Genomic DNA, 22,275 nt, shown 5'->3' with positions numbered 1-22,275 from the left:
CAGTAACAAGAAGTACAAGGGATAGAAATGCATAACGGCGTGATGAAGGCCTGGTTGGAGTCATCTCACCTGGCTGGTGCGAATGCAAGCTATATCGAGGATTTGTACGAATCCTTCCTGGAAAATCCTGACTCCGTATCCGATGAGTGGCGCAGCCTGTTTAGCGAGCTGCCCCAGGTCAATGGCCATGCGGTCGAACAACCCCACTCCCAGGTCCGCGATTATTTCCGTCGTCTGGCCAAGGATCCCTCTCGCTACAGTGCCCCCGTCTCCGATCCGCAAGTGGATGCCAAGCAGGTGCGGGTATTGCAGTTGATCAATGCCTTCCGTTTCCGTGGTCACCAGAATGCCAATCTGGACCCGCTGGGCCTGTGGCAGCGTGAAACCGTTGCCGAACTGGATCCTGCGTTCCACAACCTGCAGGGCGCAGATATGGAGGCCACCTTCAATGTGGGTTCCTACGCCATCGGTCGCGAGACCATGGTGCTCTCCGACCTCTACGCCTCGTTGAAGAAGACCTATTGCGGCAGCATAGGTGCCGACTACATGCACCTCACCTCCACGGAAGAGAAGCGCTGGCTGCAACAGCGCCTCGAATCCATTGAAGGGAAGGGGAGCTACACCCTCGAAGAGAAGACCCGTTTCCTCGAGAGCCTGACCGCCGCCGAAGGGCTGGAGAAATATCTGGGCGCCAAGTTCCCGGGAGCCAAGCGCTTCTCGCTGGAAGGGGGCGACGCCATGATCCCCATGCTCAAGGAGCTGATCCGTCGCGCCGGTGAGCAGGGCTGCAAAGAGGCCGTTATCGGTATGGCCCACCGCGGCCGCCTCAACGTGCTGATCAACGTGCTGGGCAAGCGCGCTCAGGATCTGTTCGACGAGTTTGCAGGCAAGCATGGCGAATCCTGGGGTACCGGTGATGTGAAGTACCACATGGGCTTCTCCTCCGACTTCGCCACCCCGGGTGGCAACGTCCATCTGGCGCTCGCCTTCAACCCCTCCCACCTCGAGATCGTCAACCCCGTGGTCATCGGCTCGGTCCGTGCCCGCATGGATCGTCGCGGTGACAAGGATGGCTCCAGCGTGTTGCCCATCACAATTCACGGTGACTCGGCCATGGCCGGTCAGGGCGTGGTGGCCGAGACCTTCAACATGTCCCAGACCCGTGCCTATGGCGTGGGCGGGACGGTGCGCATCGTCATCAACAACCAGGTTGGTTTCACCACCTCCTATATCCGTGACCTGCGCTCCACCGAATATTGCACCGACATCGCCAAGGCGGTGCAGGCGCCGGTGCTGCACGTCAACGGGGATGATCCGGAAGCCGTGGTGCTGGTGACCCAGATTGCACTGGATTACCGCAATACCTTCAAACGCGACGTGGTGATCGAGCTGGTCTGCTACCGTCGTCACGGTCACAACGAAGCGGACGAGCCGAGCGCGACCCAGCCGCTGATGTACCAGAAGATCAAGCAGCACCCGACTCCGCGCAAGATCTACGCCGATCAGCTGGTGGCCGAGGGGAGCCTCGCTCAGGAGCGGGCGACCGAACTGGTCAACGAGTATCGCGAAGCGCTGGATCGCGGCGAGCGCGTAAGCAAAGAGTGGCGGCCGATGGAGCTGCACTCCGTCGACTGGACCCCTTATCTGGGCCACGACTGGAACATGGCTTATGAGAGTGCTGTGCCGATGGATCACCTCAAGAGCCTCGGCGAGCGGGTGAGCCAGTATCCGGCCACCCACGTGCTGCAGCGTCAGGTCGAGAAGATTTACGAAGACCGCCGTCTGATGGCCGCTGGCGAGAAGCTGGTGGATTGGGGCTTTGCCGAGACCCTGGCCTACGCCACTCTGGTGGACAAGGGGTCCCGCATCCGCTTTACCGGTGAAGACTCCGGCCGCGGCACCTTCTTCCACCGCCACGCCGTACTCCACAGCCAGACCGATGCCAGCACCTACACCCCGCTGTGCAACCTGCACGACGAGCAGGGCCCGTTCGAGGTGTATGACTCTGTGCTGACCGAGAACGCGGTACTGGCCTTTGAATATGGTTACGCCAGCGCCGAGCCGGCTGGCCTCACCATCTGGGAAGCCCAGTTCGGCGACTTCGCCAACTGTGCCCAGGTAGTGGTGGATCAGTTCCTCTCCTCCGGTGAGCAGAAGTGGGGCCGGATGTGCGGCCTGACCATGTTGCTGCCGCACGGTTACGAGGGGCAGGGCCCGGAGCACTCCTCCGCTCGTCTGGAGCGTTATCTGCAGATGTGTGCCCAGCACAACATGCAGGTGTGCGTGCCCTCTACCCCGGCGCAGGTGTTCCATATGCTGCGTCGTCAGGTGGTACGTCCGATGCGCCGTCCGCTCATCGTGATGACCCCCAAATCCCTGCTGCGCCACCCGTTGGCGGTGAGCAAGCTTGAAGAGCTGGCGGAAGGTACTTTCCAGAACGCCATTGGCGAGATCGATGCGCTGGATCCGAAAGCAGTCAAGCGGGTGGTCTTCTGTTCCGGCAAGGTCTACTACGACCTGCTCGAAGCCCGTCGCAAGGCGGAGCAGAAGGATGTGGCGATCGTGCGTATCGAACAGCTCTACCCCTTCCCGGAAGAGGAAGTGCGCGCCATTCTGGACGATTACAGCCACGTCACCGATTTTGTCTGGTGTCAGGAAGAGCCGCAAAACCAGGGCGCCTGGTACTGCACTCGTCACAACTACGATGACGTGCTGCCGACCGGAGCCACCCTGCGTTATGCCGGTCGTCCGGCGTCCGCCTCACCGGCGGTTGGTTACATGTCCGTCCATGCCAAGCAGCAGAAAGCCTTGGTGGAAGATGCCCTTACTCTGGCCTAAGCCCTGAACAAGAAGTAACAAGGAACTGATTAGATGACTATCGAGATCAAGGTACCGGATCTGCCGGAATCAGTGGCGGATGCCACCATTGCCACCTGGCACAAGAAGCCGGGTGATCTGGTTGCCCGTGATGAAGTGCTGGTCGACATCGAGACCGACAAGGTGGTGCTGGAAGTACCGGCACCGCAAGCTGGCGTGCTGGGCGACATCCTGCAGGCAGAGGGGGCGACCGTCCTCTCCCGCCAGCTGATTGCCACCATCAAGGCGGCTGCCGTAGCCGGTGAAGAGACCAAGGAGAAGCCGGCCGAAGCGGTGGCCGATGATGGCGCCGATGGCCTGAGTCCCTCGGTGCGTCGTCTGATTGGCGAGCACGACATCGACGTGGCCAAGCTGACCGGCACCGGCAAGGGCGGTCGCATCACCAAGGATGATGTGGAAGCCTACATCAAGGCCCTGAGCAAGCCTGCAGCCGCCGCTCCCGTTGCTGCGGCTCCGGTCGCTCCGGTTGCCGCACTGGCCGGTCGCAGCGAGAAGCGGGTACCGATGACCCGTCTGCGTAAGCGCATCGCCGAGCGTCTGCTGGAAGCGAAAAACACCACCGCCATGCTGACCACCTTCAACGAGGTCAACATGAAGCCCATCATGGATCTGCGCAAGCAGTACGGCGAGATCTTCGAGAAGAAGCACGGCATCAAGCTCGGCTTTATGTCCTTCTACGTGAAGGCGGTGGTGGAGTCCCTCAAGCGCTATCCGGAAGTGAACGCGGCGCTCGATGGTGATGACGTGGTTTATCACAACTACTTCGACGTCAGCATCGCCGTCTCTACCCCCCGTGGTCTGGTGACGCCGGTGCTGCGCGACTGCGACAACATGAGCCTGGCGGACATTGAGAAGGCCATCAAGGATCTGGCGGGCAAGGGCCGTGACGGCAAGCTGACCGTGGATGAACTGACTGGCGGCAACTTCACCATCACCAACGGTGGCGTGTTCGGCTCCCTGATGTCCACCCCGATCATCAACCCGCCCCAGAGCGCCATTCTGGGCATGCACAAGATCCAGGATCGCCCGATGGCCGTTGACGGCAAGGTCGAGATCCTGCCGATGATGTATCTGGCGCTCTCCTACGATCACCGTCTCATCGACGGACGCGAATCGGTAGGCTTCCTGGTCTCCGTCAAGGAGCTGCTGGAAGACCCGACCCGTCTGTTGCTGGACGTCTAAGCCTGTGGCACCCGGGCAAGGGGTTTGCGCCCCGAGCCGGATGTGCTGCTGGACGTTTGAGTAATACCCGAGCGATTGAAAGATAACGAGGGGCCGCCTAGGCCCCCATTCACAGGGGATTGAGAAACACCAGCCCCGGACGGAAATACCTACAACACGGATAGAGCATCTATGAATCTGCATGAATATCAGGCAAAACAGCTGTTTGCCGAGTATGGCCTGCCGGTCTCCGAAGGTTATGCCTGTGCTACCCCACAAGAAGCGGCCGAAGCGGCCGACAAGATTGGCGGCAATACCTGGGTCGTCAAATGCCAGGTACACGCCGGTGGCCGCGGTAAAGCGGGCGGCGTGAAAGTGGCCAAGAGCAAGGATGAGATCCGTGCTTTTGCCCAAAACTGGCTTGGCAAAAATCTGGTGACCTACCAGACCGACGCCAACGGCCAGCCGGTCACCAAGATCCTGGTGGAATCTTGCACCGACATCGCCAAAGAGCTCTACCTGGGCGCCGTGGTTGACCGTGGTTCGCGCCGCGTGGTCTTCATGGCCTCGACCGAAGGTGGCGTGGACATCGAGAAGATCGCCCACGAAACCCCCCATCTGATCCACAAGGCCACCCTGGACCCGCTGGTTGGCCCGCAGCCCTATCAGGCCCGCGAGCTGGCCTTCAAACTGGGTCTGGTCGGCGATCAGATCAAACAGTTCACCAAGATCTTCATGGGTCTGGGCCAGATGTTCCTGGATTGCGACTTCGCGCTGCTGGAGATCAACCCGCTGGTGATCACCGCGCAGGGCAACCTGCACTGCCTGGACGGCAAGATCAACATCGACGCCAACGCCCTGTACCGTCAGCCCAAGCTGCGCGAAATGCACGACCCGTCACAGGATGACCCCCGCGAAGCGCACGCCGCCCAGTGGGAGCTGAACTATGTGGCCCTCGATGGCAACATCGGCTGCATGGTGAACGGCGCGGGTCTGGCCATGGGCACCATGGACATCGTCAACCTGCACGGCGGCAAGCCGGCCAACTTCCTTGACGTTGGTGGTGGTGCCACCAAGGAGCGGGTGACCGAGGCGTTCAAGATCATCCTCTCCGACAGCAACGTCAAGGCGGTGCTGGTCAATATCTTCGGCGGCATCGTTCGCTGCGACATGATCGCGGAAGGCATTATCGGTGCGGTCAGGGAAGTGGGGGTCAAGGTGCCCGTCGTGGTCCGTCTGGAAGGCAACAACGCCGAGCTGGGTGGTATCAAGCTGGCCGAGAGCGGCCTCAACATCATTGCGGCCAAGAGTCTGACCGATGCCGCGCAGCAAGTCGTCAAAGCAGCGGAGGCCAACTGATGAGCGTACTGATCAACAAGGACACCCGAGTCATCTGCCAGGGCTTTACCGGCGGTCAGGGTACTTTCCACTCCGAGCAGGCGCTCTCCTACGGCACCCAGCTGGTGGGCGGCGTCTCCCCGGGCAAGGGCGGCACCACCCATCTGGGCCTGCCGGTGTTCAACACCGTCCGTGACGCGGTCGAAGCGACCGGTGCTACCGCCTCCGTCATCTATGTTCCGGCACCGTTTTGCAAGGACGCGATCCTGGAAGCGATCGACGCAGGCATCAAGCTGATTGTCACCATCACCGAAGGCATCCCGACGCTGGATATGCTGGACGTCAAAGTGAAGCTGCAAGAGACCGGCGTGCGGATGATCGGCCCCAACTGCCCGGGCGTGATCACCCCGGGTGAGTGCAAGATTGGCATCATGCCGGGCCACATTCACAAGCCGGGCAAGGTGGGCATCGTCTCCCGCTCCGGCACCCTGACCTACGAAGCGGTCAAGCAGACCACTGACGAAGGCTTTGGCCAGTCCACCTGCGTCGGTATCGGTGGCGACCCCATCCCGGGCTCCAACTTTATCGACATTCTGGAGATGTTCCAGAACGACCCGCAGACCGAAGCGATCGTGATGATCGGCGAGATCGGCGGCAACGCCGAGGAAGACGCGGCCGCCTATATCAAGGCCCACGTCACCAAGCCGGTGGTCTCCTATATCGCCGGTGTTACCGCACCTCCCGGCAAGCGGATGGGCCACGCTGGCGCCATCATCTCCGGTGGCAAGGGTACCGCCGCCGAGAAGTTTGCCGCGCTGGAAGATGCTGGCGTGAAAACCGTCCGCTCCCTGGCCGATATCGGCAAGGCCCTGCGCGAAGTAACCGGCTGGTAATTCCTTATCGCCCGTTATCTCTAATAAAAAAGCCGCCCAATGGGCGGCTTTTTTATGGGAATAGTTTGAAAAATTTTCCCATTTCTTCGTTTTTTAACGTACATTTCGGAAAATGGTTTTTGGGTGAAATAGTTCCAGTATTGATTTTAAGATGTAATGTGATGAGAGGTTTTTATGAACCCTGAGTTGAAAAACATATCAGAACATATATTGGCTATGGGGATTGGAGTCTTATCCCAAGCACAAAAGAATGTTTTTTATACAAGCTATGGTTATGATTCTCGATTGGATGAGGGAGTGTATGGAGTGCTTCAAGCTGCGCATGCAGCTGAGTTGATAATTAAAGCAGCTATTGCAGAACAGCATCCTTTACTTATTTTTTCTAGCTTGCCTAAATCAACTAAAGAAGAAGATGGATTTCTGTCATTAAATGATCTATTTGAAAGTGGGAAAACAATACAATATGTTGATTTGCCAGAAAGATTATGGGCTGCAACAGGTTACAAAATTGAGGCTATAGATTTATTTAATAGGTTTGGTAAGTTAAGAAACTGTATTCAGCATTTTGCAACGCCGGATAGAGATCTACGAACGGAAACAACGTATTTTATTTATAATGTTATAGATCCAATACTAGAGTATTTTTGGAGTAAGTATGCCATTGAGTATGTAGATCTTGATGGTTATGAAGATGACATATTTGAAATTATTAATGGCCGAGGTCTAAAGGTTAGATGCCCAGAGCACATGCAAAAATATGACACATTATAATTATAACAGCTTGATTTAATTTTTGTTTTTGTGTGAGGCTAGCGATGGGGAGTCCACATTTAAGTTCTAATTAATAGAGTTTAAATTATATTAAACTTACCATTTTTAATTAGAATGCCGCCCATAGGGTGGCACTCTTGGTGGAGAAGTTGTCGGATTGGCCATACCGTAAAGTGATTTTTTGATTAATCATGCTTATTGTACTGCTCATCACTGGTGGGTTGGTCTTGAGTTGGCAAATTAACAACATACATTGGCAATGGTCGTCCTTTATTTACAAGTTGATCTAGCCCGTCAAGTATAGCTAATTGCGTATTTTCAATATTACCATGGGCTATAGGTCGATAGCAGTCCCTTTGCAGTTGAACTTTATCATAGTCATAGTTCAGTGATTGTGTTATTGCATATAGCATGTTTGTAAATAATTCATCTCCTTTCTTAATCCACTGGTCGAGTGATTCGTAATCATCTTTATGGTTGAGATGATTATTATAAATTTTCCAAGCATGAGTAACAGCTTGCTCAGTTTTAGTCTGGTAACGAGTTTTAATGAATGGTAGTAAACGACCATAAAACTCAATATCAATCATATTTAATGCTTGAACATGATCTCTATTTAAACGCTCTGCCCTAGTAGACATGAGAGTTTTAAATAAGGCCATTCTACGATTACGTTTATCCTGTATTCGCTCGATATATTTCTGAGCCTGAACTGCTAGTATTGGACCTAAAATTACGGCAACAGTCATTATTATATCTTTCAATGGCATTTCAAAACTCTCAATCATATTTAAAATCTCCGAATTTGGTGTGGATATTATGCCACGAATCTCTTGGTTTTAAGTGATAAAAATATCATTTTTGGGTGTGCCAGTGTAATAGCACTGAGGCATAAAATGCCGACCTAGGGGTCGGCATTTTGCTGCTAGAGGCATCGGGCAGGGGGCATATAGGCTTCGCTTGCCGCTGACGAGATGCTCACACTCGCCATTGTGCTGGAGCCTATTGGCTAAAGACCGTCTGCCCGCGAAAGACGGTCTGGACTACCTGGGTATCGGCGATCTGCTCCGGCTTGCCGGCGGCGACCAGCTGGTAGAGATCCCGATCCAGCACGATAAAGTCGGCCGATTTGCCCGTTTCGATGGAGCCGCTGATGGCCTGCTGGCGCACCGCGCGCGCGCCATTGATGGTGTAGGCCGCCAGCATTTCGTCCAGGGTAATGCGCTGGCTGGCGCGATAGTCATCGCCGCTTTGGGGAGCCTTGATGATCCCGGTCGCCATATTTTCGAAGGGGCGGGGATCCCGGCTGTCGACCGGGGCATCGCTGCCAGCGACCAGTATGGCGCCCGCCTTGCGTGAACTCTCGACTGGGTAGAGGGCGTCGTGCAGATAACCGAGGGGATCGTAGAGGGCATCGCTCAGGGATTGGCCCACCCGGGTCGGCTGGATAAAGGAGGCGACCAGCATGTCGTAGGCCAGTTGGGGGGAGGTCCAGGCATAGGTAAAGGTGAGGTAGAGCCCAAGCTCGCCGAGCCGTTTTTGATCATCGGGATGGACCACCTGCAGGTGGGCCAGGGTGTGGGGAATGCCGCTATCACCGTTGCTGGCGCGGGCGGCGGTGAGGGCATCCAGCGCCGTGCGGGTGGTGCGATCACCGATGCTGTGCATATGGATGCTGAAGCCTGCCTTGTCCAGCGCCCCTATATAGCGGGTGAGGTCGGCCTCCCGGTAGTTGACGATCCCGTTGTTGCCGGACTCCTCGCTGTCGGCTGTGATGGTCACTTCATCGGTAGCCGGGTCTCTGGCCAGATGGGGGGTGTGGTAGTTTGCCAGCATGCCGGCATTGGGCAGGAAGGGGGGGGTTGTGAAGGGATCCCCTTCCAGCACACCGTCGAGGAAGATCTTGACCGCATCGGCCTTGATCAGCGGGTTGTTGGCAAAGGATTCTCTCACCTGGCTGGCCTTGGCAAGATGCCCCTCTATATCGAGTTTGCCCTGATAATCATCATCGCTAAAGCAGGTGGCGGCCGTGACACGCATATGCAGCAGGTCCCGTGACTGCATGGTGAGTAGTCGCTGGCGGATAAAGTCGGTGGCGCAGGCATCCTGAATGCTGGTGATACCGCGAGAGGCCATCAGCTCGGCAATGGCGGGCAGGATCTGGTCGTATTGGCTGGCTGCCTGCTCATCACTGGCGCTCAGAACGCCACTATCGGGCACTGGAATGGCGCTGCGGGCCGTGTCACGCACCACTCCGCTGGTCAGGTCGACATAGGGGATAAAGGGCTCGAAGACCCCGCCGGGGGCCAGCGTAGTTCCATTGAAGCCGATTGTGTTGCCGTCGTTATCCTGCGCCATGGCAAGGGCGCGGGAGTTGTAGGCACTGGCATGGCCATCGACCCCGGCCAGCACCACCGGATTGTCGGGGGCGGCGGCATCGAGGGCTGCCAGCAGGGTGGCATGGCTGGCGGTTGCCGTATTGCCCTCGTAGGGAGACCACTGGTTGACTACCAGCCACTCCCCCGGTTTGGCCGCATAGCGGGGCAGGCATGTGCTGATCTTGGCGGCCAGCTGATCCAGAGTGACGGGTTTGCCATCGAGATCGCACATGTCCAGCGCCACCGTACCGAGCAGATGGATATGGTTGTCATGCAGGCCGGGCAGTACCATTCGGCCTTGCAGATCCACCACCCGGGTGGTGGGGTGCTTGAGCGCTTCGGCCCCCTCCTGGTTGCCCACATAGATAAACTGGCCGTCACTGACCATCATGGCCTCGGCTACCTGACGCTGCCCATCCTGGGTGTGGATCTTGCCGTTGAGATAGAGGGTCGTTGCCCCATTCGTATCATTGGTGTCACTTCGGCAGCCACCGAGCAGGCCTGCGGCCAACAGGAGGGTGATGCCAAATCGGGTTGAGGTATGTTTGCTATCCATTGCACTGCTCTCCTTGGGTTAAATGCAGTAATTACTGCAGATCTGAGCAGATATGTTTATTGCAGCTATTCTGAAAAAATCCAGTAATTACTGCATTTATTTAGCTTTTTGTTTACCTTGTCTCATGGATGTCAATGAGCCACTACCGGTCGTGACCCGGGCAAAGAGGGGACCTCAGTGGTTCGAAGGAGAGAAGATGTCAGAACAACGAGTGCCTGCCGCCCTGCATATGCGGCGTCAGCCCCGGCAGCAGCGCAGTCAGGAGGTGGCAAGTCGCATTGAACAGGCCACCCTGCTGTTGCTGCAGGAGCGAGGTTTTGCCGCCCTCAACACCAATGCCATTGCTGATCGGGCCGGTGTCGGGATCAAATCGCTCTACCACCTCTATCCCAACAAGGAGGCGATCATTTGCCGTCTCGCTATGGGGTGGCTGGCAGCTATCTGTGAGGCGCAAGAGCAGATCCGAACCCAGGCGACCAGTTGGCCGCACGTGCTGGTGCTGCTGGATCTGGCGCTTGAAGAGCTTGATCGTCGCTTTGTCGGCTATGGTGCCTTGTGGCACGCCATGGATCTCATCCCCGAACTGCACGTGGTCGAGCAGGAGCACGAGCGGCGCCAGATTGACTTCTGGTCATCCCTGCTGCGCGACTTTGGCTGCCGCTGGCCGGAGGCCGAGCTCACGAGTCTGGTGCGCTACTTCTATCGCACCGCTGATGTGACCAAGCAGTGCACCCGTGGTGATGGGGAGGCGGGCCAGAGGATGTGGTTGCTGCATCGTCGCTGGAGCGAGCAGCTGATCGCCGCCGCTATTGCCGAGTCCGACCCGGCACGGGTGTGGCAGGCAAGGCCAGCCCTGCTTATGGGCACGGAAGTACAGGCAAAGGCGGCGCCATAACAGGCGCCGCAAGGTGTGCGGGTCGGCGCTTTGCTTGTTGTAGCCAGACGTGGCTGAACCGTGCAAGAGCGAAGTCAGCGCGATTATTTATCCGCCTTGCCCGCCGCATCGGCAAGTTTGGCCAGCTGTTTGTCATACCAGGCTACCGGTCGGTTCTCATCTTCCGCCCGCTCTTTGCGTCGGATGGCATTGCGTACCGCCATGGCGCCCAGCCAGCGGAATGGCTCTGGCGGGAAGTAGCCGCGCGGGCCGCTGACCAGCGCGCATTCACGCCAGGGTTTATCCTCCTCCCGCACTTCATCTCTCACCAAAGCCGCCAGTACTTGACCGCCCATCCAGCTCTGCGCCGCCCCGTTGCCGGAGTAGCCGAGGCCATAGACGATATTGGGCTGCCCTCGCCAGTGGCCGAAGAAGGGGAGGCCATCGACCGAGCGGTCGGAGGCGCCGCACCAGCTGGCGGCGATGGGCACCTCTTTAAGCGCCGGAAAGAAGCGGCGCAGGGTGCGGGTGAGGGGGGCAAGATAGCGGCTCGGCGCATCGAACTCTGCTAGATGGCGGTTGGCAAAGGCGAAGGTGTTGCCCCCCTTGCCCAGCATCAGCCGTCCTTGCGGGGTGGAGCGGTAGTAATGGACAAAGGTGCGGCCATCCACCACGGAGCGGCCGTGCTCAAGCTGCTGGGCAGCCAGTGCATCCGGCGCGGGGTCGGTTATCACCATATCGGAGGAGACCAGCACTATGCTGCGGCGAAACTCGCGAAAGTGCTGCACCATGGCGCTGTTGAGGGCCAGCACCACCTTGCGGGCACGCACCTCGCCCTGTGGCGTTTGCACCCGCGCAGGCTGGCCCGCCTCAAGGCGCCGCATGGGGGAGTGTTCATAGACCTCGACCCCCAGTTCCCGCGCCACCCGCAGCAGACCGCGCACCAACAGCGCCGGTTGCACCGAGCCCGCGTGAGGGCTGTAGAGCCCCTCCAGATGAACGTGGGAACCGCACTGGCTCGCCAGTTCACCCTCTTCAATCGCCTGCCACTGGTTAAGGTCTGCGCGTTTGAGTTCCTGCAATACCGGCTCCATCAGGCCGCGCTGGGCCTCGCTGGTGGCGGTGTAGCAGGTGCCCTCGACCCTCAGCTCTGCCTCTATGTTGTGCGTTTCGCAGAAGTGGGCGATCTCGTGTACCGCCTGCTCGGATCTTTGTACCAGCCAGGCGGCCTGCTGCTCGCCAAAGAGGCGCTTTAACGTCAGGTATTTGGCCGACCAGGTGAGCAGGCAGCCGCCGTTGCGCCCGGAGGCGCCGCTGCCGCAGCGATCTTTTTCCAGCACTATGACGTGCAGGTGGGGCTCGGCCTGTTTAAGGGCGATGGCGCTCCACAGCCCGGTAAAGCCGCCGCCGACGATGCAGATATCGGCCTCGTGGTTGCCGTGAAGTGGCGTGGGCGGCGCGGGTTGTTCGGCGGCGAGCGCTTCGGCTAGCCAGAAGGGGAGAGTGGACATGATGACTCCTCGATAAGGTTATTGGTGGCGCCAGCGCTGGGTGCGATCCAGCAGGGCGCGGCTCAAAAAGAGCTGGAGCAGCTTGACGGTGGCGGCGGCCAGCAGGATCAGGGTGGCCATGGCGGCGGCCGTGGCGGTATCGCCGGAATCCTCCATATTGAGCACGGCGATGGAGGCGAGCACGCTGTCGCTCGAATAGAGGAAGATCACTGCCGAGGTGGTGGTCATGGCGTTGACGAACAGATAGATGAAGATCTCCAGCAGCGCGGGCAGGGAGGCGGGCAGGGTGACTCGCCAGAACGCCTTCCAGAGCGGAATGCGCAATGAGATGGCCACCAGTTCCAGCTCCTTGGGCAACTGCTTGAGGCTGGTCAGCGCCGTCATATGGCCCACCGTGTAGTAGTGGATGACGCAGGAGAGCACCATCAGCGGCAGAGTGCCATAGAGGCTGCCAAAGAGCGGATTGCCGTTGAAAAAGAAGATGTAACCGAGCCCCAGCACCATGCCGGGTACTGCCAGCGACAGCATGGCGAGCAGATGCAGCAGCTGGCGCAGCGGCGCGAAGTGGCGTCCCTTCTCCTGCGCCCAGGCCAGCACCATCACCAGCACGGTGCCGATAAGCGCGGTATAGAGGCCCAACTGCAAGGTGTTGGTAAATGGCTGCCAGCCGTAGACGCTGTTGCTGTCAAAGGCGTAGTGATCCAGCGTCAGCTCGAGGTTGTAGGGCCAGAACTGCACCAGGGAGCCGTAAATGGCCATCCCCACCAGCGCCAGAAACAGCAGGGCCCAGAGCGTGCACCAGCCGAGCGCCAGCAGGTCACGCAGCCGATGGGGTTTGGGCTGATAGGGCACCGCCTTGGTGCTGCTCTGCTCCTGCATCTTGCTGCGTACCCTGTGCTCCAGCGCAAAGCTCAACAGTGCCGGCAGCAGCAGGGTGACGCTGGCAACGGCGCCCAGCGAAAAGTTCTGCATCCCGATCACCTGCCGGTAGATATCGGTAGCCAGCACGCTGTACTGGCCGCCAATCACCTTGGCAACCCCGAAGTCGCAGATGGTGAGGGTGAAGACGGCGATGGCGGCGCTGAGCAGGCCATAACGGGCGGTAGGCAGGGTGACGGTGACAAAGGTGCGCCAGCCGCTGCTGCCCAGCACCCGGGAGGCTTCATAGAGGCGGGCGTCGCTCTGACCGAGAGCCGTGATAAGGATCATCAGGGCGTGGGGGAAGCACCAGAAGCCCAGACCAATGACGATGCCGATGGGGCCGTAGATGCTCTCGCCGCCGAGCAGCCCCTTGGCGATCCCCTGATTGCCAAACCAGTAGACCAGACTGATGGCGGGCAACAGGGAGGGCATCAATAGCGGGATAAGGCCGATGAGGCGAAACAGGGGCTTGCCCGGCATGCAAGTGCGGGTGAGGGCATAGGCGTAGCCAAAGGCGATGGTCACTACCAGCGCGGTGATCAGCACTCCGAGCCAGAGGGTGTTGCCGATGGTGCGCCCCAGATGAGGGGAGTCGAAGTAGGCGCTGAAGTTGGCAAGCCCCACCCAGAGGCCGTTCTCATCCTGCAGGCTCTTTTGCAGCATGGTGAGCAGCGGCAACAGCAGACCGCCGGTGAGCAGGGCGATGCCGAGCACTAGCAGGATCAGTTGCAGCAGCTGATCCCGGCTCCAGCCGCGACAAAGGCGCTGCCAGCGGGCGTCTTGCCGGACTGTCGCTGTCGACAACAGGGAGGAGGTTGCGAAGGGGGCAGTCATGGGCGCTCTCCCTCAAACAGTTGCATGGCCGCGGCGGGCCAGTGCAGCGAGCAGCGCATGCCGCTGCGCCAGCCATCCTGTTCGTGGCGGGGCAGCTCGTGGGTCGGGCGCTCCACCAGAATTTGCTGCGGGCCCAGATAGGTGTCGGCTGTGCAGATAAGGCGCTGGGCGGCGCCGAGAAACTCCACCTGATCGATCTGCGCGTCGATGCCGTGCTGCCCAAGAGACAGCTCGCTCGGCGCACTCAGGGTGATCGCCTCGGGGCGGATCGCCACCTGCAATTTGCTGCCGGCCGCGGCCCGGTTGGCAAGTTGCAGCGGCTGCTCGTTAAGGCGCACCTGAGTGGGGCTCAGCACCAGGGTCTCGAGGAAGTTCATGGTGCCGACGAAGCTTGCCACGAAGCGGCTGGCAGGCTGGTGGTAGATCTCCTGCGGGGTGCCCACCTGCACGATGCGGCCGCCCTCCATCACCACGATGCGATCGGCCATGGTCAGCGCCTCTTCCTGATCGTGGGTCACCATGATGGTGGTGATGCCAAGGCGCTGCTGCAGGGCGCGGATCTCGCTGCGAAGATGGGTGCGCACCAGCGCATCCAGTGCGCTGAGCGGTTCGTCCAGCAACAACAGACCGGGGGAAAGGGCGAGCGCCCGGGCCAGCGCCACCCGCTGCTGCTGGCCGCCGGAGATTTGGCTCGGGTATTTGTGGGACTGGGCCGTGAGATCCACCAGCCCCAGCCAGTGATCGACCCGCTCCTTGATGAGATCCCGCGCCAACCCCTGATTCTCAAGGCCGAAGGCGATGTTCTGCGCCACCGTCAGGTTGGGGAAGAGGGCGTAGGACTGAAACACGATGCCAAAGTCGCGCTGCTGGGGCGGCAGCTGGGAGATATTGCGTCCCCCTTGCCAGATCTCGCCGCTGTCCGGCAGATCCAAGCCGGCGATGGCTCTGAGCAGGGTGGTCTTGCCGCAGCCGGAGGGGCCGAGAAAGCAGATAAACTCCCCTGGCTCAATGGTCAGAGAGATCCCTTTAAGGGCCTGAAAAGCACCGAACTGCTTGTTGAGATGTTGAATGTCCAGATAGGGCTGGGTCATGGTTCGACTCGCTACTGATTTGGTATATACCAGTTTGCGGGTGAAGTGTGACGGTCAGGTGATCGGGGGATGACAGCTTGATGACAGTCAAATGACATCGGGTCGCCAGCAAGTAGTTGGGCACTGTGCGAATGGACTAAGCATCGCTAATTGAAGGCAATACAAACTTGGGAAGTTAAAACCAAAAAGCGAAGGCCAACAGCTGTTGGCCTTCGACTGGCAGTTTATTGGCGGTGGTGTGTCTGGCGTGAACAAACCGCCGCCCTTCACGCTTACTGTTTGGCTTCGGTCTTGCCGTCGAAGCTGGCGCTCCACTGGGCCAGGATGGCGTTGCGCTCGCGGGCTGCCCAGCTAAAGTCGTTGTCGATCATCTGGCCTTTGATATCCGCCGGATAGCCCGCTCTCGGTTGGGCTACATCGGGAATGGCGACCACGGCGAACGACTTGTTGTAGAGGGCGTTGGCCTGTTCGGTGGCGGCAAAGTCGAGCAGCTGTTTGGCGGCTTCCAGCTTGGGAGTGCCCTTGATGATGGCGGCGGCTTCCATATCCCAGCCCGAACCCTCTTTCGGGAACACCACCTCGATGGGGGCACCCTTGGCCTTGAGGCTGGTAGCCGGGAAGTCGAAGGAGATACCGATCACCGTCTCGCCGCTGGCGGCCAGCTTGCAGGGGGCTGAGCCCGAGTGGGTGTAACGGTCGATATTCTGATGCAGGCCGTTCATGAATTGCCAGCCCTGCTGCTCGCCCATGGTCTGCAGCCAGCCCGCAACGCTCAGGTAACCGGTACCGGAGGAGCTGGGGTTGGGCATGATCACCTTGCCCTTGTAGATGGGCTTGGTGAGGTCGGCCCAGCTGGTGGGGGCCGGGATCCCCTGTTTTTCTGCCTCTACCTTGTTGAAGCAGATGGCGCTGAAGAAGGCGTCCAGACCGATCCAGTGCGGCTCGGCCTTGCTGTCGCGAAAGCGGCTGTCGAGCTTATCCAGTCCTTTCGGTGCATAGGCATTGAGCATCTGCTGCTGATCGAGCTGCATCAGGCTGGTGGCGGCCAGTCCCCACACCACATCCGCTTTGGGCTGGGCTTTTTCTGCCAGCAAGCGGGCGGTGACCACGCCGGTGGAGTCACGCACCCACTTGATGTTGATGTCCGGATGCTGGCGCTCGAACGCGGTTTTCAGCTCGTTGAGCTGCTCCGGTTCGAAGGCGGTGTAGACGGTGAGATCGGTCGCGGCCAGTGCCGGGGCGGTCATGGCAGCCAGCACGGCGGTGGCCAGCAGATGGGTTCCCTGTTTCATCCTCTTCTCCATATAAGTTGGCTTGGTATAAACCAGATTGGTCGAGAGAGGCTAGGGGATCTTTATGACGTGACCGTGACAGCCCCGTGACGTTTTCCCGTGTGCGATTTGCCGTTCCTGATCTGCCCGTGACTAATCCTGGGTATCCACCTCGATCTCCAGACTGTCGTGGCGCCAGTACTCCAGATCGAAGTCGAGCACCCGGCCGTGCTGATCGAAGTTGAGCCGCTCGAGGCGCAGGGCGGGCAGACCGGCGGTGGCCCCCAGCGCCTTGGCCACTTCGTCCGGCAGGGCGGTGGGGAAGAAGCGCACCTGCATGCGGGCATAGTGGAGATCGTAATGGGCCTGGTAGATCTCGGTCAGACTGCCGTTGAGATCCAGCTCCAGCAGGCCGGGCACCCGCTCTGGCAGGCAGTGGTTCTCGCAGTAGCAGATGGCGCGTCCGTTGGCGTAGCGCAGCCGTTTTAGCAGAAACAGGCTGTCGAACGGCTTGAGCTGCAGCTGCACCATCAACGCGGGCGGTACCGCCTGGCGGCTTTTTTCCAGCAGCTCGGTGCGCGGCTCACCCCCTTGCTCCCGCACTATCTGGTGAAAGTTGGAGGTGCGTCTGGGGTTCAAGCGAAAGCGCGGCGGGGTGACAAACCAGCCGCGGCGATCCTCCCGATAGATAAGGCCGTTTGCCTCCAGCTGAACCAGTGCCTCGCGGATGGTAACCCGGGTGGTGCCATAGAGTTCCCCCAGCAGCCGCTCGGAGGGGAGCTTGTCGTTGGGGGCCAGACCCCCCGCCAGGATCTGGTTGGCGAGGGCATCCTTGATCTGCAGATATTGCGGTTTGCTCATGAAAATCCCTGGTTTTGCAATAAGTTGCGCAATGAGTTGGGCAATGGGCTGGGCACAGGGCAGGTCATCTGCCCGGTCGTTACACGGCGACATCAACATGCGTTGGTAGATACCAGCATCGCCCCTGTTGTTCAGATTTCCTAGATTATCGCGATCCCGGCGCTGAAAATGAATTTTTTGTTGCACATAGCGCCACCCCTTTGACCTTGGCGGGGCAGTTACCCACAATGCGCTCATTCTGGTATATACCAAAAGGAGCGAAGTCATGACCCATATTCTTGCGGCCCCCGCCGCCGTCGATTACCTGCTGCTGACCCCGGGCCCCCTCTCGACCACCGCCACGGTGCGCGCCGCCATGCTGCAAGACAGCTGCACCTGGGATGCGGACTACAACCAGGGGGTGGTGGAGCCCATTCGCCGCGAGCTGGTGCGGCTGGCAACTGGCCCTGAATATCAAAGTGACTACAGAGCTGTGCTGCTTCAGGGGAGTGGCAGCTATGTGGTGGAGAGCGTGCTGGGCTCGGCGATAGGCATCGATGAGTGTCTGCTGATCATCAACAACGGCGCCTACGGTGCCCGCATGGGGGAGATGGCCCGCTGTCTTGGCCTGCGTCACCATGAGCTGGACTGCGGCGAGACCACCCGCCCGGAGCCCGCTACCATCGAGGCGATGCTGGGGCGCCACCCCGAGATCACCCATCTGGCCATGGTGCACTGCGAGACCACCACCGGCATGCTCAACCCCCTTGAGGAGGTGGCTGCGCTCTGCCAGCGTTGCGGCATTCGCCTGATCGTCGATGCCATGAGCAGCTTTGGCGGCATCCCCATCGACATGGGGCGCCTTGGCATCGAGTTTCTTATCAGCTCGGCCAACAAGTGCATTCAGGGGGTGCCGGGTTTTGGCTTCGTCATCGCTCGCCGCGTGGCGCTCACGGCCTGTGCCGGTCGTGCTCGCTCGGTCTCCCTTGACCTGCATGCCCAGTGGCAGACCATGGAGCAGCAGGGGGGCAAGTGGCGCTTTACCTCGCCCACCCATACCGTGCTTGCCTTTGCCCAGGCCCTGCGCGAGCTGGACGAGGAGGGGGGCATTGAAGCCCGTCATCAGCGCTACAGCGAGAATCAGCGCACGCTGGTGGCGGGGATGGCCGCTCTAGACTTTGCACCGCTGCTGCCCGAGCAGTGGCAATCTCCCATCATCACCGCCTTCTACTCTCCGGCCCACCCTGACTACCGCTTCGCCGATTTCTACCAGCGGCTCAAGGCGCAGGGCTTTGTCATCTATCCGGGCAAGGTCTCCCAAGCCGATTGCTTCCGTATCGGCAATATCGGCGACGTGACCCCTGAGCGGGTGCGCGATCTGCTCGCCGCCATGGCCAGCGCCTGCTACTGGCAAGGGGACGCGCGATGACCAGCATGCTGGCTCAGGGTCGTGATCTGCGTGGCCGCGATTTGCATGACCATAAGCTGCACGGCAGCGGCCGCGCCGACAGCGAAGGGGATATCAACCTCGGCGAGGGGCGGGCGCGCTGGTGGGCGGGTCAGAGCGAAGATGTACAGGCCGGATTGGCGGAAGATAGCCGCTACTTTCTCCATCAGGCCCTCTCCACCCCCTGTCTCGATCTGATTGAGGGGGCGCAGGGGAGCTGGCTGACCAGTGTATCGGGCAAGCGTTACCTCGATTTTCACGGCAACAGCGTCCATCAGCTGGGCCACGGTCATCCCAGGGTGGTGGCCGCGGTGCAGCAGCAACTCGCCGATCTGCCGTTCGCACCCCGCCGCTACACCCATCAGGTTGCCATCGACTGCGCCCGCACTCTGGCCGAACTGGCTCCCGGCGATCTCAACCGGGTGCTGTTCGCCCCCGGTGGCAGCGAGGTGGTGGGGATTGCCCTGAAGCTTGCCCGCTTCATTACTGGCAACAGCAAGGTGGTATCCCTGTGGGATGCCTTTCACGGCGCCTCCCTCGATGCCATCTCGGTCGGTGGCGAGGCCTGTTTTCGCGCCGGCATGGGCCCGCTGATGGCCGGGGTGGAGCGCATCCCACCCCCCACCCGCTATCGCGGCGTCTGGTATCGCGGGGAGGGGGATGACCTGCACTACGCCGATTATCTGGAGTACGTCATCGAGAAGGAGGGAGGGATCGGCGCCTTTATCGCCGAGCCGATCCGCAATACCGATGTACAGGTGCCCTCGAAGGCCTACTGGCAGCGGGTGCGGGAGATCTGCGAACGCCACAAGGTGCTGCTGATTGTCGACGAGATCCCCAATGCCTTGGGGCGCACCGGCCACTGGTTTAGCTTTGAAGAGTTCGGCATCGAGCCCGACATCATCTGCCTGGGCAAGGGGTTGGGGGGCGGGGTGGTGCCGTTTGCGGCGCTCATCACCCGCGACCGTTTCAATCAGGCCGCAGCTATTTCGCTCGGTCACTACACCCACGAGAAGAGCCCCATCGGCTGCGCGGCGGCCCTCGCCACCATCACTACCATCCGTGAAGAGGGATTGCTGGCAAAAGCGCAGGAGGATGGCCGCTTTATGGCGGCAGAGCTAGCGGCGCTTGCCCAGCGTTACCCGTTGATCGGGCAGGTGCGGGGTATCGGTCTTTTGTGGGCGCTCGATCTGGTGGTCGATCACCAGAGTCGCACCCGCAATAGCCAGGCCGCCGAGCGGCTGCTCTACCGCTGTCTGGAGCTGGGGCTCAGCTTCAAGGTCTCCCAAGGGAACGTCATCCAGCTCTCGCCACCGCTCAATATCGCCCGTGCCGATCTGGTGCGCGCCATTTCCATTCTCGATCGCGCATTGGGCGAGATCGCACTTTCACCGAAACAGGAACACCACCATGACTGACTTGCAGATTGCTGTAGACCCGACCACTGACGTAGAGGCGCTGATCCTCGACTGGGCCGGCACCGTCGTCGATTTCGGCTCCTTCGCCCCCACCTCCATCTTCGTCGAGGCCTTCGCCCGCGCCTATGACTTCCCCGTTACTCTGGACGAAGCACGCCAGCCCATGGGCCTTGGCAAGTGGGATCATATTGCCGCGCTGGGCCGTCTGCCTTCGGTGGATGCGCGCTGGCAGGCCCGCTTTAGCCACCCCATGAGCCACGCCGAGGTTGACCACATTTATCACACCTTTATGCCGCTGCAGATTGCCGCCGTGACCCGCTTCGCCGACCCCATCCCCGGCGTGTTGCCGGTGCTGGACGCTCTGCGGGGTCAGGGGATGAAAATCGGCTCCTGCTCCGGTTATCCCCGTCCGGTGATGGAGGCGCTGGTACCTGCTGCGGCCGATCACGGCTACCGCCCGGATCACTGGGTCGCCACCGACGATCTCAAGGCTGGTGGTCGCCCCGGCCCCTGGATGGCGCTGGCCAACGTAATTGAGCTCGGATTGAGCGCCGTGTATCGTTGCATCAAGGTGGATGACGCCGTACCCGGCATCAGCGAAGGGCTTAACGCGGGCATGTGGACGGTGGGATTGTCGGTTTCCGGCAACGAGTTTGGTGCCACTTGGGACGAGTTTGCCGCCATGAGCGAGGCTGAGATCGCCGCCCGGCGTGCACCGGCCGAGGCCAAACTGCGGGCGGCGGGGGCACACTATGTGATTGATACCCTGGCCGACATCGCCCCGGTTATCGCCGATATCAACCGCCGTCTGGCCGCTGGCGAGCGGCCGTAGGCCATTGGTGGGGTCTAACAAAAGCGCTTGGCTGGCTTTAGATACAACACGCCCCCATCCGGGGGCGTGTTGCATCTACAGGGGGAAGCCGTGCGCAGTCAGCGGATATCGACCCGCATCAGGGGATAGGGGGCGTTGTCGACAAAGTGGTGCCAGATATGGTCGTAGAGCGCCTTCTGGCCGGGGAAACTCACCAGCGCCTTGGCCTCGGCCAGGGAACACCAGCGATAGTCTGTGTGCTCATCGTTGAGGGTCACCGCCTGATTGGCCGGGCAATAGACCACAAAGACCGGCACCATCTCTATCGTGTTCAGGCTCGCCTCGTAAAACTGCTCCAGATACTGGCCGTTGTAGAGTTCGGTGACCCGGATACCCGTCTCTTCGCCAAACTCCCGAATAATGGTCTGCCAGCCGGTTTCACCCGCCTCCACCGTGCCCGCCACATGACACCAGAAGCCCCCCTTGACCCGTTTCATCACCAGCAATTTGGTTTCGCCATCGACAGTGGTAAGGGCAACGCCAGAGACGGCCTTGCAGCGAATGGGGATCATGATCTTCTCTCCGGATTTGGGCTCTGTGATAGCCATGAACAGTGTGAAGGCGTGTTAATTGAAATACGCCTCGGGGGGCAGGCCCATGACCTCTATTTCATTCAGGCCATTTTTGGCCAGATAGTTGGCCACCAGATTGAACCCCACCCAGTAACCGGCATATTTGGGAAATGGCCGGTTATCACGGCAGTAGAAAAAGTCTAAAAAGTTGAACTGCTTGCTGGATAGATGGGGCGTCATCTCTGCCAGGAGCGATTGCCAGTCATGATGATGAGACTCCTTGAACAGCGAGGGGAGTGTGCCACCATTGAACCTCTGTTCAAAGTAGCAGGCCAGCCCTTCAAAAATCAGGTTTTCGGCCAGTGTTTCTGCTTCCACCTTGTTCTTCTTTTGCACGATATGGTGGACTTCGTGGGCCAGCACGGCAGGCAATTCGGTGATGATCACCTCTTTGATATCAGGCCGTTCCAGATCAAGCTGGAGTTCTATTCGATACATGTTGATGGCCCAGCCACCGATACCCGAGTCGGGAGCATCCCCTTCGGCAAAAGGGCTGAAGGTGACATCCAGTTGGGAGAGATCGAACAAGGCATTCAATTTGTGCGCAGTCTCGGCAAAAACGTGCCGAATGGTGTCATCGAGCCCATCGAATTTGCCCGAGTCGTTTAACAGGGTGAGTTGCATCCAGACATCCTTGTCTATTGAAAGAGA

18 protein-coding genes are annotated in these 22,275 nt (G+C 59.7%); 9 read left to right on the top strand and 9 right to left on the bottom strand.

What is annotated here, in order from left to right; all coding sequences use genetic code 11:
- Positions 1-27: 27 nt before the first annotated feature.
- The 5 genes from sucA (at position 28) to G5380_RS07755 (ending at position 7,040) form a co-directional block, all read left to right on the top strand.
- Positions 28-2,838 (top strand): 2-oxoglutarate dehydrogenase E1 component, encoded by a 2,811-nt coding sequence (gene sucA, locus G5380_RS07775; RefSeq protein ID WP_335819352.1) that lies wholly within the window; start codon positions 28-30, stop codon positions 2,836-2,838.
- 33 nt (positions 2,839-2,871) lie between these two features.
- The gene (odhB, locus tag G5380_RS07770; protein WP_041210302.1) at positions 2,872-4,059 is read left to right on the top strand and encodes a 2-oxoglutarate dehydrogenase complex dihydrolipoyllysine-residue succinyltransferase; all 1,188 of its coding nucleotides are present in this window, start codon (positions 2,872-2,874) and stop codon (positions 4,057-4,059) included.
- Positions 4,060-4,230: 171 nt separating this feature from the next.
- Positions 4,231-5,397 (top strand): ADP-forming succinate--CoA ligase subunit beta, encoded by a 1,167-nt coding sequence (gene sucC / locus G5380_RS07765; protein ID WP_216978901.1) that lies wholly within the window; start codon positions 4,231-4,233, stop codon positions 5,395-5,397.
- Entirely contained in the window at positions 5,397-6,269 is an 873-nt protein-coding gene (gene sucD / locus G5380_RS07760) for a succinate--CoA ligase subunit alpha (protein WP_005333542.1), read from the top strand. Before sucC ends, sucD begins: the two co-directional genes overlap by 1 nt.
- 174 nt (positions 6,270-6,443) lie before the next feature.
- Positions 6,444-7,040: a hypothetical protein gene (locus G5380_RS07755; protein ID WP_216978900.1), complete on the top strand. Its 597-nt coding sequence runs from the start codon at positions 6,444-6,446 to the stop codon at positions 7,038-7,040.
- 185 nt (positions 7,041-7,225) lie between these two features.
- Here the strand turns inward: G5380_RS07755 and G5380_RS07750 are convergent, their stop codons facing one another.
- Both G5380_RS07750 and G5380_RS07745 read right to left on the bottom strand, forming a co-directional pair.
- Positions 7,226-7,828 carry a DUF6680 family protein gene (locus tag G5380_RS07750; protein WP_216978899.1) on the bottom strand — a complete coding sequence of 201 codons (603 nt, stop codon included), beginning with the start codon at positions 7,826-7,828 and terminating at the stop codon, positions 7,226-7,228.
- Between the two features lie 214 nt (positions 7,829-8,042).
- The gene (locus G5380_RS07745) at positions 8,043-9,974 is read right to left on the bottom strand and encodes an amidohydrolase (protein WP_421352613.1); all 1,932 of its coding nucleotides are present in this window, start codon (positions 9,972-9,974) and stop codon (positions 8,043-8,045) included.
- A 196-nt stretch (positions 9,975-10,170) separates the two neighbouring features.
- Between G5380_RS07745 and G5380_RS07740 the strand changes: the two genes are divergently transcribed.
- Positions 10,171-10,869 (top strand): TetR/AcrR family transcriptional regulator, encoded by a 699-nt coding sequence (locus G5380_RS07740; RefSeq protein ID WP_266134848.1) that lies wholly within the window; start codon positions 10,171-10,173, stop codon positions 10,867-10,869.
- 83 nt (positions 10,870-10,952) lie between these two features.
- Here the strand turns inward: G5380_RS07740 and G5380_RS07735 are convergent, their stop codons facing one another.
- The 5 genes from G5380_RS07735 to phnR all read right to left on the bottom strand — a co-directional run bounded on the left by G5380_RS07735 (position 10,953) and on the right by phnR (position 17,337).
- Complete coding sequence (locus G5380_RS07735) at positions 10,953-12,359, bottom strand: FAD-dependent oxidoreductase (RefSeq protein WP_421352612.1); 1,407 nt, start codon at positions 12,357-12,359, stop codon at positions 10,953-10,955.
- Between the two features lie 18 nt (positions 12,360-12,377).
- Positions 12,378-14,114, bottom strand: a complete 1,737-nt coding sequence (locus G5380_RS07730) for a putative 2-aminoethylphosphonate ABC transporter permease subunit (RefSeq protein WP_421352611.1) — start codon at positions 14,112-14,114, stop codon at positions 12,378-12,380.
- Positions 14,111-15,205 (bottom strand): putative 2-aminoethylphosphonate ABC transporter ATP-binding protein, encoded by a 1,095-nt coding sequence (locus tag G5380_RS07725; protein ID WP_421352610.1) that lies wholly within the window; start codon positions 15,203-15,205, stop codon positions 14,111-14,113. The genes G5380_RS07730 and G5380_RS07725 overlap by 4 nt, the downstream gene beginning before the upstream one ends.
- 272 nt (positions 15,206-15,477) lie before the next feature.
- Positions 15,478-16,497, bottom strand: coding sequence for a putative 2-aminoethylphosphonate ABC transporter substrate-binding protein (locus tag G5380_RS07720; protein WP_421352609.1), 1,020 nt, complete (start codon positions 16,495-16,497; stop codon positions 15,478-15,480).
- 132 nt (positions 16,498-16,629) lie between these two features.
- Positions 16,630-17,337, bottom strand: coding sequence for a phosphonate utilization transcriptional regulator PhnR (phnR, locus tag G5380_RS07715; RefSeq protein ID WP_179214383.1), 708 nt, complete (start codon positions 17,335-17,337; stop codon positions 16,630-16,632).
- Positions 17,338-17,602: 265 nt separating this feature from the next.
- On the opposite strand from phnR, the gene phnW reads away from it, so the two are divergent.
- Genes phnW through phnX form a run of 3 tightly spaced genes read left to right on the top strand, consistent with a single transcriptional unit; the run spans position 17,603 to position 21,013 of the window.
- Entirely contained in the window at positions 17,603-18,745 is a 1,143-nt protein-coding gene (gene phnW / locus G5380_RS07710; protein WP_421352608.1) for a 2-aminoethylphosphonate--pyruvate transaminase, read from the top strand.
- Positions 18,742-20,181 carry an aspartate aminotransferase family protein gene (locus G5380_RS07705; RefSeq protein ID WP_421352607.1) on the top strand — a complete coding sequence of 480 codons (1,440 nt, stop codon included), beginning with the start codon at positions 18,742-18,744 and terminating at the stop codon, positions 20,179-20,181. The genes phnW and G5380_RS07705 overlap by 4 nt, the downstream gene beginning before the upstream one ends.
- Positions 20,174-21,013, top strand: a complete 840-nt coding sequence (gene phnX, locus G5380_RS07700; protein ID WP_421352606.1) for a phosphonoacetaldehyde hydrolase — start codon at positions 20,174-20,176, stop codon at positions 21,011-21,013. The genes G5380_RS07705 and phnX overlap by 8 nt, the downstream gene beginning before the upstream one ends.
- A 98-nt stretch (positions 21,014-21,111) precedes the next feature.
- Here the strand turns inward: phnX and G5380_RS07695 are convergent, their stop codons facing one another.
- Positions 21,112-21,564, bottom strand: coding sequence for an NUDIX hydrolase (locus tag G5380_RS07695; RefSeq protein WP_421352605.1), 453 nt, complete (start codon positions 21,562-21,564; stop codon positions 21,112-21,114).
- A gap of 54 nt (positions 21,565-21,618) precedes the next feature.
- On the bottom strand, positions 21,619-22,248 hold the full coding sequence (locus G5380_RS07690) for a DUF2268 domain-containing putative Zn-dependent protease (protein WP_421352604.1): 630 nt from the start codon (positions 22,246-22,248) through the stop codon (positions 21,619-21,621).
- Positions 22,249-22,275 lie beyond the last annotated feature (27 nt).

This window comes from Aeromonas sp. 604443, assembly GCF_049170315.1.
Classification (GTDB): Bacteria; Pseudomonadota; Gammaproteobacteria; order Enterobacterales; family Aeromonadaceae; genus Aeromonas; species Aeromonas veronii_A.
This window is presented reverse-complemented; position numbering and strand designations above follow the sequence as displayed.